At 67.5% G+C, this 13,988-nt stretch carries 12 protein-coding genes and 1 pseudogene; 8 read left to right on the top strand and 5 right to left on the bottom strand.

All coding sequences use genetic code 11. The features are described from left to right. Positions 1–33 precede the first annotated feature (33 nt). Positions 34–774, bottom strand: a complete 741-nt coding sequence (locus tag EYZ64_RS22540) for an SDR family NAD(P)-dependent oxidoreductase (protein WP_135456862.1) — start codon at positions 772–774, stop codon at positions 34–36. 12 nt (positions 775–786) lie between these two features. Next, positions 787–1,551 carry an SDR family NAD(P)-dependent oxidoreductase gene (locus EYZ64_RS22535; protein WP_135456860.1) on the bottom strand — a complete coding sequence of 255 codons (765 nt, stop codon included), beginning with the start codon at positions 1,549–1,551 and terminating at the stop codon, positions 787–789. A 79-nt stretch (positions 1,552–1,630) separates the two neighbouring features. Here EYZ64_RS22535 and EYZ64_RS22530 point away from each other — a divergent pair. Beyond that, positions 1,631–2,628, top strand: a pseudogene (locus EYZ64_RS22530) (thiolase family protein). Positions 2,629–2,639: 11 nt separating this feature from the next. After that, complete coding sequence (meaB, locus tag EYZ64_RS22525) at positions 2,640–3,512, top strand: methylmalonyl Co-A mutase-associated GTPase MeaB (protein WP_135456858.1); 873 nt, start codon at positions 2,640–2,642, stop codon at positions 3,510–3,512. Here the strand turns inward: meaB and EYZ64_RS22520 are convergent. Genes EYZ64_RS22520 through EYZ64_RS22510 form a run of 3 tightly spaced genes read right to left on the bottom strand, consistent with a single transcriptional unit; the run spans position 3,501 to position 6,440 of the window. Then, entirely contained in the window at positions 3,501–4,058 is a 558-nt protein-coding gene (locus EYZ64_RS22520) for a TetR/AcrR family transcriptional regulator (protein WP_286175093.1), read from the bottom strand. The two genes, meaB and EYZ64_RS22520, sit on opposite strands and share 12 nt — an antisense overlap. A gap of 17 nt (positions 4,059–4,075) precedes the next feature. Further along, on the bottom strand, positions 4,076–5,707 hold the full coding sequence (locus EYZ64_RS22515) for an FAD-dependent oxidoreductase (RefSeq protein WP_135456854.1): 1,632 nt from the start codon (positions 5,705–5,707) through the stop codon (positions 4,076–4,078). Positions 5,708–5,714: 7 nt separating this feature from the next. Next, positions 5,715–6,440 carry an IclR family transcriptional regulator gene (locus tag EYZ64_RS22510; RefSeq protein WP_044522216.1) on the bottom strand — a complete coding sequence of 242 codons (726 nt, stop codon included), beginning with the start codon at positions 6,438–6,440 and terminating at the stop codon, positions 5,715–5,717. A 130-nt stretch (positions 6,441–6,570) separates the two neighbouring features. Here EYZ64_RS22510 and EYZ64_RS22505 point away from each other — a divergent pair, with 130 nt between their 5' ends. Genes EYZ64_RS22505 through EYZ64_RS22480 form a run of 6 tightly spaced genes read left to right on the top strand, consistent with a single transcriptional unit; the run spans position 6,571 to position 13,980 of the window. Beyond that, positions 6,571–7,482, top strand: coding sequence for an alpha/beta fold hydrolase (locus tag EYZ64_RS22505; protein WP_135456852.1), 912 nt, complete (start codon positions 6,571–6,573; stop codon positions 7,480–7,482). Continuing rightward, positions 7,479–9,161, top strand: coding sequence for a bifunctional 3-(3-hydroxy-phenyl)propionate/3-hydroxycinnamic acid hydroxylase (locus EYZ64_RS22500; RefSeq protein WP_135456850.1), 1,683 nt, complete (start codon positions 7,479–7,481; stop codon positions 9,159–9,161). Before EYZ64_RS22505 ends, EYZ64_RS22500 begins: the two co-directional genes overlap by 4 nt. Further along, positions 9,118–10,041, top strand: coding sequence for a 3-carboxyethylcatechol 2,3-dioxygenase (locus EYZ64_RS22495; RefSeq protein ID WP_286175092.1), 924 nt, complete (start codon positions 9,118–9,120; stop codon positions 10,039–10,041). The genes EYZ64_RS22500 and EYZ64_RS22495 overlap by 44 nt, the downstream gene beginning before the upstream one ends. Then, positions 10,038–11,852, top strand: coding sequence for an FAD-binding protein (locus EYZ64_RS22490; RefSeq protein WP_135456846.1), 1,815 nt, complete (start codon positions 10,038–10,040; stop codon positions 11,850–11,852). The genes EYZ64_RS22495 and EYZ64_RS22490 overlap by 4 nt, the downstream gene beginning before the upstream one ends. Beyond that, positions 11,849–13,156 (top strand): LLM class flavin-dependent oxidoreductase, encoded by a 1,308-nt coding sequence (locus EYZ64_RS22485; protein ID WP_135456844.1) that lies wholly within the window; start codon positions 11,849–11,851, stop codon positions 13,154–13,156. The genes EYZ64_RS22490 and EYZ64_RS22485 overlap by 4 nt, the downstream gene beginning before the upstream one ends. 2 nt (positions 13,157–13,158) lie before the next feature. Then, positions 13,159–13,980, top strand: coding sequence for a coniferyl-alcohol dehydrogenase (locus EYZ64_RS22480; RefSeq protein ID WP_167857928.1), 822 nt, complete (start codon positions 13,159–13,161; stop codon positions 13,978–13,980). Positions 13,981–13,988 lie beyond the last annotated feature (8 nt).

Genomic DNA, 13,988 nt, shown 5'->3' with positions numbered 1-13,988 from the left:
GCCATGGCGTTACGCGCGACGGGCAGCTGGCAACTAGAAGGTGAGCGACTCGGAGCGTTGGACGGTTCCGGTGACGCCGCCGGCATCTTGACCGGCCAGGCGCACCGCCGCGAGTCCCATCGCCTCGGGCGGTTCGACCATCTCCGGAGGGATCTGCAGCCCGCTGCCGCCGGCCTGCCAGCCCTCGGTCAGCACCACGCGTGATGGGCTGAGGCAGTTGACCGCGATGTTGTCACCGCGCAGGTCAGCAGCCAGGCCGAGATAGAGCCGTTCGGCCGCGGCCTTGGACACCCAGTAGGCGTTGGCACCGTGCTCGACCATGTCGACCCCGGTGGTGGTGATCGCGATGAGCGACCCGCCGCCGCGCTCGCGAACATGCGGGATGACGGCCTTGGTCACCAGGAAGACCCCGGTGAGGTTGACGTCCAGGCACAGTTGCCAACGCTTGAGCGGAGTCGACTCCACCGGGCCGAGCCACAGCACACCGGCGTTGGCAACCAGGATGTCGATGCCGCCGAACTCCGAAACCGCCTCGGCGACAGCCTTGTTGACTGAATCCTCGTCGGTGACGTCACAGGCGACCGGCATTGCGCGCCCGCCAGCATCGTTGATGTCCGCGGCCACCGAGCCGATCGTGCCGGGCAGCTTGCCCGGTTGTTCGGAGCGGGCGGCCACGGCCACCGCGGCACCCTCGGCGGCCAGTGCGGCAGCGATCGTCGCGCCGATGCCGCGGCTGGCGCCGGCGACAAAGGCGACCTTTCCGGTCAGGTCCATCGCGTCAGGCTATTACTTGGGAGGGAAGCGCAATGCCCCATCGAGGCGGATGATTTCGCCGTTGAGGTAGTCGTTTTCGATGATGCTCTGAGCCAGCTGGGCGTACTCGACCGAGCGGCCCATGCGCTTCGGGAACGGCACCTGCGGACCCCAGTACTGCTCGAGCTGATCGGCGGCCTTGCCGTAGGCAGGGGTGTTGATGGTGCCGGGGGCAATGGTGCAGACCCGGATGCCCAGGGGCGACAGGTCGCGTGCGGCGACGAGCGTCATCCCCAGCACGCCGCCCTTGGCAGCCGAGTACGGCAGCTGGCCGATCTGGCCCTCGAACCCGGCGATCGAGGCCGTGTTGACGATGACGCCGCGGCCGCCTTCCTCCAGCGGTTCGGTCTTGGCGATCGCCGCGGCCGACAGGCGCATCACGTTGAACACCGCGGTCAGATAGAACTCGATGGTCTTCTTGAACCCGTCGAGGTCCAGCGGGGACCCGTCCTTGCCGACCAATCGGCCGCCGGCGGCGGGCCCTCCGTGAGTGTCCACGGAGATGCGGAGCGGGGCAAGGGCTTCAGCCTCGGCGATGGCGGCGAGTACCGACTCCTCGGAGGTGGCGTCGGTGCTCACATAGCGCACGCCCAGCTCTTTCTCCAGGCTGGCGCCCTTCTCGTCGGCGAGGTCCGCGACGACCACCTTGGCTCCCGCTGCCTGCAGGCGGCGGACGGTCGCCTCACCCAGGCCACCCGCACCGCCGACGACGATCGCGGAACTACCGACGATTTGCATACGGTTCCCCTTCTTGCAACTCGGACTCTCTGGCTGCGAGAATAGCATTCTCTTACCGGGTGAACCAGGGAGCAGATCAATGCCTGAAGCCGTCATCGTGTCCGCGCTGCGTACTCCCATCGGCACGGCGAAGAAGGGCACGTTGCGCGATACGGACGCCTACGCGCTGGCCGACCATGTCGTGCGCGCTGCGGTGGAGAACATTCCTGCCGACCTGACCGCATCAATTGACGACGTGATCCTGGGTGAAGGTCTCTACGGTGGCGGGGTCGTCGCCCGCCACGCCGCGATCACCGCCGGCCTCACGACAGTCCCGGGAGCATCGATCAATCGGCACTGCGCGGCCGGTCAGGCCGCCGTGCAGGGGGCCGCGGCCAGCATTCGCGCCGGGATGGACCGGCTGATCCTGGCCGGCGGGGTGAACTCGGCCAGATGGACCAGTGGGCTTTGGGCTCGCACCTCAAGGCGCTCGCGGCGATCGACGAGGGCCGGTTCAAGGAGGAGATCGTCCCGATCCAGACTCCATACGGGTTGTTCGACACCGATGAGCATCCGCGCCGTGACACCACACTGGAGAAACTGGCGGCGCTCAAGCCGCTGCATCCAGAGATTGACGGGTTCTCGATCACCGCGGGCAATGCGTGCGGTGCCAACGATGCGGCCGCGCTGCTGACCATCGCCAGCGACAAACTCGGGCTGCCGGCCCTGGCCGCCATCAAGTCCTGGGCCTCGGTGGGCGTCGACCCGGCCTCCACCGGGCTGGCTCCCGTCGAGGCCATCACCAAAGCCCTTCGCCGGGCCGGTCTTTCGCTGTCGGACGTGGACCTGTTCGAGATCAACGAGGCCTTTGCGTCGATGTGCGTCGCCACCATCAAGCTGCTCGACATCGACCCGGAGATCGTCAACGTGAGCGGCAGCGGGTGCTCACTGGGCCATCCGGTGGCCGCCACCGGGGCGCGCATGCTGGCCACGATGGTCCATGAGTTGCGCCGGCGCGGTGGCGGTATCGGCGTGGCCGCCATGTGTGCCGGGGGCGGTATGGGTTCGGCGACGGTCATCGAGGTGCCTGCGTCGTAGTGTCATCACTGATGCCAGATATCGAAGAACTCATCACCGCGGCCCGCGGCGGATCCCAACGTGCCGTCGGGCGATTGCTGAGCCTGGTCGAAAGCGACCGTCGCGACGAGGTTCTCGCGGTGCTCAGCGCGGCATCTCCGCGCGTCATCGGGGTTACCGGGCCACCTGGGGCCGGAAAGTCGACGACGGTCGGCGCGCTCGTCGGCGCGTACCGGGACCGCGGTCTGCGGGTCGCGGTGCTTGCGGTGGATCCGTCGTCGCCGTACAGCGGCGGTGCACTGCTCGGGGACCGGATCCGGATGGCCGCCCACATCAATGATCCCGATGTGCTGATCCGCTCGGTGGCGACCCGTGGGCATCTGGGCGGGCTGGCCGCCGCGGTACCCGCGGCCATTCGGCTGCTTGCCGCGCTGTCCTACGACTTGATCGTGCTGGAGACGGTGGGCGTGGGGCAGTCCGAGATCGAGATCGCCGCCATCGCGGATCCGACCGTGGTGATCCTCAATCCCGGCGCGGGTGACGCCGTGCAGGCCGCCAAGGCCGGGCTGCTGGAGGTCGCGGATCTGGTGGTGGTGAACAAGGCCGACCGCGAGGGTGCCGATCAGACCGCGCGTGACCTTCGGGCCGAGGCGGCTGTCCCGGTTCTCAAACTCGTTGCGGCCCAAGGGGAGGGGCTGGCCGAGCTGGTCGAGGCCATCGATGCTCACCATCGATCCGACACCGCGGCGCGCCGCGCCGCGCGGGCCAGGGCCCAGATCCTGTCGCTGGCCCAGACCTTGTTGCGCAATCACGGTGAGCTGGACGGGCTGGCCGCCGCGGTGGCCGACGGCACCACTGACCCGTACAGCGCTGCGGCACAATTGATCGCGGATTCAGCCGGGTAAGGCCAGGACGCGTCGCATCGTCTGCAGCAACTCGGTGCGCAGCGTGTCATCGTCGAGATCGGTCACCAGTGGGTGCATCACCGCGACGCTGATCACGCCGGACAACACTGCCGCATGGACCCGCGCGCCATCGCCGGACTGATCGCCGAGCATGGCCGCATAGAGCCGGTCGATGAACAGCTGGAACGGTTCGTGTTCGGCGAGCAGGCGCACCACGACCGGATCGAACTGCAGTGTGCTGGCGGCGCGTCGACGCGATACGGCCATGTCGATCACCCGGGTGAGCAGGACTTCCCGAGCCCGGGTGGGCGAGCCCTCGGCCTCGGCCGCCTCGAGCGCATCCTCGAGCTGGCCGAGTTCACGCTCGGTGAGCGCGATGACGATGGCTTCCTTGGTCTTGAACTGGTGGTAGACAGCGGCTTTCGTGACACCGAGCGCGTCGGCGATCATCTGCAACGACGTGCCGCTGACCCCGTGCTCGGCGATCAGCTCAAGCGCCGCATCGAGGATGCGGGTCTGGGCTGCGCTGCGCGGGTTCCCGAGCACCACTCGACCGTAACTGATCAGCTCACCGACTTGCCGGTAGCGGCGGCATAGCCGCTGCGGTAACCGAACACCATTGCGGGACCGAGCGTGCCGCCTGCCCCGCCGTAGGCCTTGCCCGTCACCCCGCCCATGGCGTTGCCCGCGGCGAACAGGCCGGGGATCGGGGCGCCGTTGACGTGCAGGACACGGCCGTCGCGGTCGGTGCGCGGTCCGCCCTTCGTGCCCATCGCGCCGATGTTGACGGGAACCGCGTAGAACGGCGCGGTGTCGAGTGGCCCGAGCGTCTGGCCGGCCGGGGTGGCGGCCGAGTTGTCGCCCCAGTACCCGTCATAGGCGCTGGATCCGCGGCCGAAGTCGGGGTCGACCTCGCGGGAGACGTTGTCATTCCAGCGGTTCAAGGTCTCGGCCAGGCCCTCGGCGTCGATACCTGTCTTGGCGCCGAGTTCGGCGAGGGTGGCCGATTCGCAGAACCAGTCCGGCACCACATCACCGGGTTCGACGCCGAGGAACCCGTAGCGCTGCAGGTGCACGGAGTCGAAGACGATCCAGGCCGGGTCGTTGGCATAGCCGACCTTGGGGTCGAGGTACTGGAAGGCGCCCGCCATCGAGTTGTATTCGCCCGCCTCGTTGAGGAATCGCTTGCCCGCCCGGTTGACGATGACGCTGCGTGGCCGGGTGCGTTCCAGCCGCACACTGCGGCTACGCGGATGACCGTCGATGGTGTCGCCGGGAATCTGCACGATCGGAACCCACCACGCCTCACCCATGTTGGCCAGGTCGGCACCGAGCGCCATCGCCATCCTCAGCCCGTCGCCGGTGTTGTTGGGTGGGGACACCGCGCCGCGCATCGGCCCGCGCAGGTAGGCCTCGACCAGTTTTGCGTCCCACTCGAATCCGCCGGTGGCCAGCACCACGCCGCTGCGGGCGCGGACACGAACGTCGGCACCGTCGACGCTGATCCGCACCCCGGCGATGCCGTCGGCGTCACCGACCAGTTCGATCGCGCGGGCCTCGGTGACCGGCTGGATGTCGCGATCGAGCAGGCCGCGCAGCAGACCGGCGATCAGTGCGGTGCCGGCGACACAGAGGTCGGCGTCGGGATCGTCGTAGACGGCGTGAATGCGGGCGCGAGTTTCCGCGTCGATGCCGACGTTGCTGAAATCCGCTGGGAATGAGGTGATCCGGTCCCGCCAGACGCCGAGCTTGCCCTGATCCACCGGGCTGGCGCTCAGCGAGCGGCCGCCGCCCGGGCGGCCGCCGGGCAGCTCGGGCTTGTAATCGGGAAAGCCCTCGGCGACGGCGAAACGCAGCTCGCTGTGCTCCTCGACGAAGTCGAGCATCGCCGGGCCGGTCCGCACGAGGGTGTCGACCAGATCGGCATCCATGTAGCCGAGCGATTGGGCCTGCAGGTAGTCGATCGCGTCGGCGACCGGCAGCGGCCCGTCAGCGCTGCGGTCATGGGCCGGGATCCAGACGATGCCGCCGGAGACCGCGGTCGTGCCGCCGACCGTGGGCGCCTTCTCGTAGATCGCGACCGACGCGCCGCTGACCGACGCGGTCAGTGCGGCGGTGAGCCCTGCGCCGCCGCTGCCCAGTACGACGACGTCGACCTCGTCATCCCAGTCAAATTCGGTCTGGGTCACTGTCATTCCCTTCTCAGTACAGAATCGCCGATAGTTCGTTTGCTGCCCGGACCACCGCGTCCTTGCCGCCCAGCACGACGTCTTCGCGGTGCGAGATGAGATTGATGCAGGTGGGCGGCGACGGCAGACGCCGGCGCACGGGCACCGCAAGGCCATAGGTGTCCGGTTCGATCTCGCCGTGGGTGATCACCCAACCCTGTTCGCGGGTCTCGCGGACCAGTTCGCGTTCGCCGGGACGCGGCGGCATGCTCGCTAGCAGTGCCACTCCGGCGGCGCCGCGCTCCAGCGGATGGCGGCTGCCCTCGTGGAATGACAGTTGGTAGAACACCTGCGTCGGGACGATCACCGCGACCGCCACCTGCTGATCGCCCTCGGCCACCAGCAACGACACCGTGCTGCCGAGCTCGTCGGCAAGGGCGCGCAGGGTCGGGACGCTGAGCTGGCGCATGTTGTTGTCGAAGGACGCACCGAGTGCGGCGAGGCCGGCGCCCGGCCGGTAGCGGCCGTCCTCACCCTTTGTCACGTACCGGAACTGGCTGAGGGTGGCCAGCAGCCGGTAGGCGATCGTGCGATGGGCGCCGACGTGGTCGGCGACCTGTTGCACGGTGAGCCCGGTCGGGGCTGCGGCGATGGCCGCGAGCGCGCTCAATCCGCGCGCCAGCGTCTGTGAACCCGGCACCCCGTTGGGGGTGCTGTCGGTCTTCGTTTGTGCCTGCGGCTGGGTTGCCTTGGCCGGCATCGCGCCCCTCCTTGACAGATAGAACCGCGAGAGTGATGCTCTGATAATAATGCACGTTGATGTGCGCTATGTGAGCAAAGTGCTTACAAATTTGGAGAATATCATTCTCTTTACCGTCGGAGAGGGGAACATGACAAGCACTGCCGCCGGGCCGGCATCCGGTTCCGTTTCGGCCAGCGAGCATGAGAGCGTCTGGTCTGACCTGCAGGGCGTCGCGTTCTCGCAGGGTTACCTCGATGTGGGCGGCATCCGCACCCGCTACCTGCATGCCGGTGACCCGAAGCTGCCCGTGCTGGTTCTGCTGCACGGGTCGGGCGGGCATGCCGAGGCCTATGTGCGCAATCTGGAATCCCATGCCGAGCACTTCTCGACCTGGTCGATCGACATGCTCGGGCACGGCTACACCGACAAGCCCGGCCATCCGCTGGAGGTCGCGCACTATGTCGACCATCTGATCGCCTTCCTCGACACGATCGGTGCGCAGCGCGCCCACATCTCCGGTGAATCGCTGGGCGGCTGGGTGGCCGCGCGGGCCGCCGCCGATCACCCGGACCGCGTCGATCGGTTGGTGCTCAACACCGCCGGTGGTTCACAGGCCGACCCCGAGGTGATGAAGCGGATCATCACGCTGTCCATGGCGGCCGCGGAGAACCCGAGCTGGGAGACCGTGCAGGCCCGGATCAAGTGGCTGATGGCCGATAAGTCGAAGGATTACGACGACATCGTGGCGAGTCGTCAGGCGGTGTACCGGCAGCCCGGTTTCGTCGCCGCGATGAGCGACATCATGGCACTGCAGGATCCTGAGATCCGCGCGCGGAACCTGCTGGGGAAGAAGGAATACGGATCGATCACCGCCCCCACGCTGGTGTTGTGGACCAGCGATGACCCGACCGCCGACGTCAGTGAGGGCCGGCGTATCGCGTCGATGATCCCCGGTGCCCGGTTCGAGGTGATGCCGGACTGCGGGCACTGGCCGCAATACGAAGACCCTGACACGTTCAACCGGTTGCATCTGGACTTCCTGCTGGGAAAGCCGGCGTGACCGACCAAGAGGTCGACGTCATCATCGTCGGGGCCGGGCCGGTAGGCCTGACCCTGGCGAATGTTCTTGGCATCCAGGGTGTCCGAACGCTCGTGGTGGAGGAACGCGACACCCTCATCGACTACCCCCGGGGAGTCGGACTCGACGATGAATCGCTGCGTACCTTCCAGTCCATCGGCCTGGTCGAGGCGATCCTGCCGCACACGGTGCCCAACCAGATCCTGCGGTTCTACGACGGTCACCGCCGGCTGCTGGCCGAAATGGCTCCTCCGGACGCACGATTCGGCTGGCCCAAGCGCAACGGCTTCGTACAGCCGTTGGTCGACGCGCAGTTGCTGGTCGGGCTGGACCGGTTCGAGCACGTGCAGATGGCCTGGGGGCGCCGGATGGAAGCGGCGATCGAGACAGCTGACGGAGTGACGGTCGAGTTCGGCCCGGACGTGCCCGCGGTGCGGGCGCGCTATGTGGTGGGGTGCGATGGCGGCCGCAGCGCCACCCGCCGCCTGATGGGGGTGTCGTTCGACGGCACCACTTCGCCGACCCGCTGGGTGGTGGTCGATCTCGCCAACGATCCGCTGGGGCATCCGAACAGCGAGGTCGGTGCCGACCCGGATCGGCCGTACGCCTCGATCTCGATCGCGCACGGCATCCGCCGGTTCGAGTTCATGATCCATGCCGACGAAACCGACGAGCAGGCCGAGGATCCCGAATTCGTTGCCCGGCTGCTCGCTCCGTTCGTGCCGTATCCCGACAAGGTCGACGTGATCCGTCGCCGGGTCTACACCCACCATTCCCGGATCGCCGGGAACTTCCGGAAGGGCCGGTTCCTGCTGGCCGGCGATGCCGCGCATCTGATGCCGGTGTGGCAGGGCCAGGGGTACAACAGTGGCATCCGGGACGCGGCCAACCTCGGCTGGAAGCTGGCCGCGGTGGTCAACGGCCAGGCCGGCGACGGACTCCTGGACAGCTACGACACCGAGCGCCGCAAGCACGCCCGGGCCATGATCGACCTGTCGACGTTGGTGGGACGGGTTATCTCGCCCACCAACCGCAAGGTCGCGGTGTTGCGGGACAGGCTGATTCGCGGTGCATCGGTGGTTCCGGCGCTCAAGCGCTACGTGCTGGAGATGCGGTTCAAGCCGATGCCGCGTTACGACCAGGGTGCGGTCTACCACCCGAAGCCGCCGACGCCCGAAGCGCCGGCCGGCACGCTGTTCATCCAGCCGCGGGTGGACACCCGCGAGCAGTCTGACGTGTTGCTCGACGATGTGATCGGGCTGAACTTCGCGGTGCTGTGCTGGAACAACAATCCGCGCGCGTTGCTCGGCGAGCAGGCCTACCAGCGCTGGAAAGCGCTGGGCGCGAGGTTCATCGCGGCCCGCCCGCAGACCCAGCTGTTCTGGACCGGCCACGATGCGGACAACGACGACGGCTCTGTGGTGATCGTCGGTGACCGCTCGGGTGCGCTCAAAGCCTGGTTCGACGTACACGCGGAATCGGTGCTGGTGCTGCGCCCGGACCGCTGCATCGCCGGTGCCGACATCGCCCAGCGTGCCCCGGAACTGAGCAACGCCCTGTTCGACGTACTGCATGTGCTGGAGGGAGGTGCGAACGGTGCCAGTAGCCCTGTGCTGTATGTCCCACAGCCCACTGCTGAATCTTCCGGGACCGTCGGCTGACCTCCTCGACGAGATCGGGGCGGCGGTCGGCAGCGCTCGCGAGTTTGTTGCCGACTACGACCCCGAACTGGTCGTCACGTTCTCGCCCGACCACTACAACGGGTTCTTCTACCGGCTGATGCCTCCGTTCTGCATCGGTACCGCCGCGGCGGGAGTGGGGGATTACGGGACCTACCAGGGTGCGCTGAACGTTGCCGGTGACATGGCCCAGCAGTGCGCGGAGGCGGTGTGGGAGTCCGGGGTGGACGTCGCCATCTCGACGAGCATGGACGTCGACCATGGCACCGTGCAGCCGCTGCAGGAGTTGTTCGGTGAGGCGACCGCGCGGCCGATCGTGCCGATCTTCATCAATTCCGTTGCCACCCCGTTGGGTCCGCTGTCGCGGTCCCGTGCTCTGGGGGCTGCCGTGGGCGCCTACCTGGCAACCCTCGACAAGCGGGTGCTGGTGTTGGGTTCCGGTGGGTTGTCCCACGATCCTCCGGTGCCGACGCTGGCCACCGCCCCGCCGGCTGCGTTGGACCGGATCGTGCACGGGGTGCCGATGACCGCCGAACAGCGCACGGCCCGGCAGACCGCGGTGAGCCAGGCCGCTCACGACTTCGCCCACGGTGACAGTGCGCTTCGGCCGCTGAATCCCGAATGGGACCACAGCCTGCTGGAGATATTCGACGAGGGCAGGCTGACGGAACTGGACAGCTGGTCCAACACCTTCATCGCCACCGAAGGGGGCAATTCGGCACACGAGATCCGCACCTGGGTGGCCGCATTCGCGGCGCTCGAAGCCAACGGGCCATACCGGACCGGGAACCACTTCTACCGGGCGGCACCGGAATTGATCGCAGGATTCGCAATCAGGACGGCGGTAGGAATCGCAGCATGACCTCAGACACCAGTGCACAGACCGCCGAGCAGACGTTTGACAAAACGGTCGACGTTCTCATCGTCGGATCCGGCGGCGGCGGCATGACCGCTGCGTTGGCCGCCGACGCAGCCGGTCTCGATACCCTCGTGATCGAAAAGTCCCCCCACTTCGGCGGTTCCACCGCGCTCTCGGGCGGCGGGATCTGGGTACCCGGGGCGCCGTCGCAGCGCCGGGCCGGCTATGTGCCCTCACCGGACGGGGTTTTCGACTACCTCAAGCAGATCACCGAAGGCACGGTCAGCGACGCCCGGCTGCGCAAGTACGTCGAGGCCGCACCGGAGATGATGGACTTCCTGGAGCACAACAGTGATTGGTTCGAGTTCGTCTGGAAGCCCGGCTACGCCGACTACTACCCGGAACTGCCCGGCGGCTCGGCACAGGGAAGCACCATCAACGTCCCGGCCATCGACCTGCGCAAGCTCGGCGAGCACGAGCAGGAACTGCTCGCCCCGCTGGCCCTGGCGCCCAAGGGAATCTGGTTCGCCCCCAAGGATCTTCGGCTCTTCTACCAGGTTCGGCAGAACTGGCGCGGCAAGGCCGTGCTGCTCAAACTGATCTGGCGGATGGTGCGGGCCCGGGTGTTCGGTGACCGGATGGCCGCCATCGGCCAGTCGCTGGCCGCCCGGATGCGGTTGGCGCTCAAGCAGCACGACATCCCGCTGTGGCTGGATGCGCCGATGACCTCGTTGATCACCGGTGCGGACGGCGCGGTACTCGGCGCCGTCGTCGAGCGTGACGGCAAGCCGCTGCGGATCCGGGCCACAGGGGGCGTCATCCTGGCCTCGGGTGGGTTCGACCATGACATGGCGTGGCGCAAGGAGCACCTGCCGGTGCTCGAAAAGGACTGGAGCTTCGGCAATCCGGCTGCCACCGGCGACGGCATCCGGGCCGGGGAGAAGGCCGGCGGCACCACGGAACTGCTGGACGAGGCGTGGTGGTTCCCGGCGATCTGCTGGCCCGACGGCCGGCTGCAATTCATGCTGAACGAGCGGATGATGCCGTCGCAGTTCGTCGTCAACGGCGAGGGTAAGCGGTTCATCAACGAGGCCGCTCCCTACATGGACTTCGCCCACGCCATGATCGAGGGGCAGCAGTCCGGCATCGGCCACATCCCGTGCTGGCTGGTCACCGACATCGACTCGTTCCACCGGTACGTGGTGGCCGGGCACCTGCCCATCCCGAAGATCCCGTTCGCACCGGTGCCCACCGGACGCAAGGTGCCACGGGCCTGGCTGGATTCGGGCGTCGTGGTCGAGGCACACAGCTGGGAGGAGCTGGCCGGCAAGATCGGTGTGCCCGCGCAGAACCTGCGGGCCACAGCCGAGCGGTTCAACCAGCTGGCACACGGCGGGCACGACGACGACTTCAACCGCGGTGACAGCGCGTACGACAACTACTACGGCGACCCGACCCTGCCGAACCCGAATCTGGGCCCGCTCGGCAAGCCGCCGTACTACGCGTTCCAGATCATTCTCGGCGACCTGGGCACCTCGGGCGGACTGCGCACCGACGAGTACGCCCGTGTGCTGCGTGCCGACGAGTCCACGGTGGACGGGCTCTACGCCGTGGGCAATGTCTCGGCGGCCGTCATGGGCCGCAGCTATGCCGGTGCGGGCGCGACCATCGGGCCTGCAATGACGTTCGGCTACGTGGCAGCCAGACATATCGCTGACCGGAACGCCCAACAGTCTGTCGCACAACCAGTTTCACAAGCAGCCAACCAACAAATCCAGGACACCGTCAGCAACCCCTCAGGAGGAAACCGATGAAGATTTCGCTGTTCTACGAGTTCCCACTGCCCCGGCCGTGGTCGGAGGATGACGAACATCAGCTGTTCCAGCACGGTCTGACCGAGGTGGAGGCCGCCGACAAGGCCGGCTTCTCCACCGTCTGGCTCACCGAGCACCACTTCCTGGAGGAGTACTGCCACTCCACCGCACCGGAGATGTTCCTGGCCGCGGCCAGCCAGCGCACCAAGGACATCCGGCTGGGTTTCGGTGTCATGCACCTGCCCCCGCCGATCAACCATCCGGCCCGCATCGCCGAGCGCGTCGCCACCCTGGACCACCTGTCCAACGGGCGGGTGGAGTTCGGCACCGGTGAGGGCTCCTCGGTGGCCGAGCTGGGCGGTTTCGACATCGACCCGGCCGACAAGCGCACGATGTGGGAAGAAGCCCTTGAGGTTTCGATCCGCTGTATGACCGAGGCGCCGTTCACCGGATTCAAGGGCGAGCACGTCGAGATGCCGGCCCGCAACGTGATCCCCAAGCCGCTGCAGAAGCCGCACCCGCCGGTCTGGGTGGCCTGTACCCGCCCGTCGTCGGTGCAGATGGCCGCCCAGAAGGCCATCGGTGCGCTGAGCTTCGCCTACACCGGTCCCGAGGCGCTCAAGGAGCGGGTCGACGGGTACTACAAGGAATTCGAAGAGCAGGGTGCCCCCATCACCCCGGCGATCAACCCCAACATCCTGGCCATCGGCGGTGACCTCTCGATGATGGTGGCCCGCTCCGACGACGAGGCACTCAAGCGCCTCGGCATCGGCGGTGGCTTCTTCTCGTTCGGGATCATGCACTACTACCTGACCGGTATGCACACCCCCGGCCGTACCAAGGTGTGGGAGCGGTATCAGGAGGCGGTCAAGGAAGATCCGACGCTGGCGTACGGTCCCGGCCGCGGCGCCATCGGGTCGCCCGACACCGTGCGCGAATTCCTGCGCGCCTATGAGGCGAGCGGGGTCGACGAGATCATCCTGCTGCTCAACCCGCGCAGCCACGAGGGCACCATGGAGTCCATCGAGATCATGGGCAAGGAGATCCTGCCCGAGTTCATCGAGCGGGATGCAAAGGCGGTGGCGGACAAGGCCAAGCGCCTCGAGCCGGTGATCGAGAAGGTCGAGTCGCGTCGCCGTCCGTCGGACGCCCCGTTGTTCGACGAGACCTACGCCTTCGGTGGGCTGCCCACCGGCCGTGACAAGTTCACCGCCGGTGAGATCCCCGAGGCGATGGCCGAGATCAACGAAGGCCGGGTCAAGGCCGCTCAGGCCGAGAAGGCAGCTCGGGAAACCTCCGGATGACCGTGACCCTACTAAGCGAGTTGGTGCGCTACGACCGCAAACACGTCGTGGTCACCGGCTGCGGCTCGGGCATCGGCGCCGCGCTCACCCGTGCCTTGGGTGAGCTCGGCGCCCGGGTGACGGGCCTGGACATCCGGCCACCCGATCACCTGCCCGATGAGTTCATCGAACTCGATCTGGCCGCCCCGCAGTCCGTCGACCGTGCCGCCGGTGCGGTCGACGGGCAGGTGGACGCCCTGTTCAATGTGGCCGGCGTGTCCTCGGGGATCGGCAATCCACTGCTCGTGGTGCGCATCAACTTCCTGGGAACGCGACAGTTCACCGAAGCGGTGGAGGGCCGCATTCCGGCCGGCGGATCGATCACCTCGGTGTCCTCGCTGGCGGCATCGGGGTACCGCGAGAACCGGGCCACCACAGCGGGGTTGATCCGGACACGATCGGTCGACGAGGGGTTGCGGTGGTGCGCCGACCATCCCGAGGCTCTGGCCGACGGTGGCTACCGCTTGTCCAAGGAGGCGATGATTCTCTATGGGATGTGCCGGGTTTCGGAACTCGGTGCCCGCGGGATCCGGATCAACTGCACCGCACCGGGGGTGACTCAGACGCCGATCCTCGACCAGTTGAACTCGGCGTTCCTCGATACGTTCACCACCCCGCTCGGCCGCAAATCCGGGGCCGCCGAACAGGCCGCGCTGCTGGCGTTCCTGGGCAGCCCGGCCGCCAGTTACGTGACTGGTCAGGTGATCTGGGCCGATGGCGGCATTCTCGCCCAGCGGGAGGCCGCCCTGGTCGATGCTGTAGAAGACGCTGACCAGAGGAGCTGAGATTGGCC

The sequence above is a fragment of the Mycobacterium sp. DL99 genome, assembly GCF_004762045.1.
Classification (GTDB): Bacteria; Actinomycetota; Actinomycetes; order Mycobacteriales; family Mycobacteriaceae; genus Mycobacterium.
Note: the sequence above shows the minus strand (reverse complement) of the source record. Positions and strands in the feature narration are given on the sequence as shown.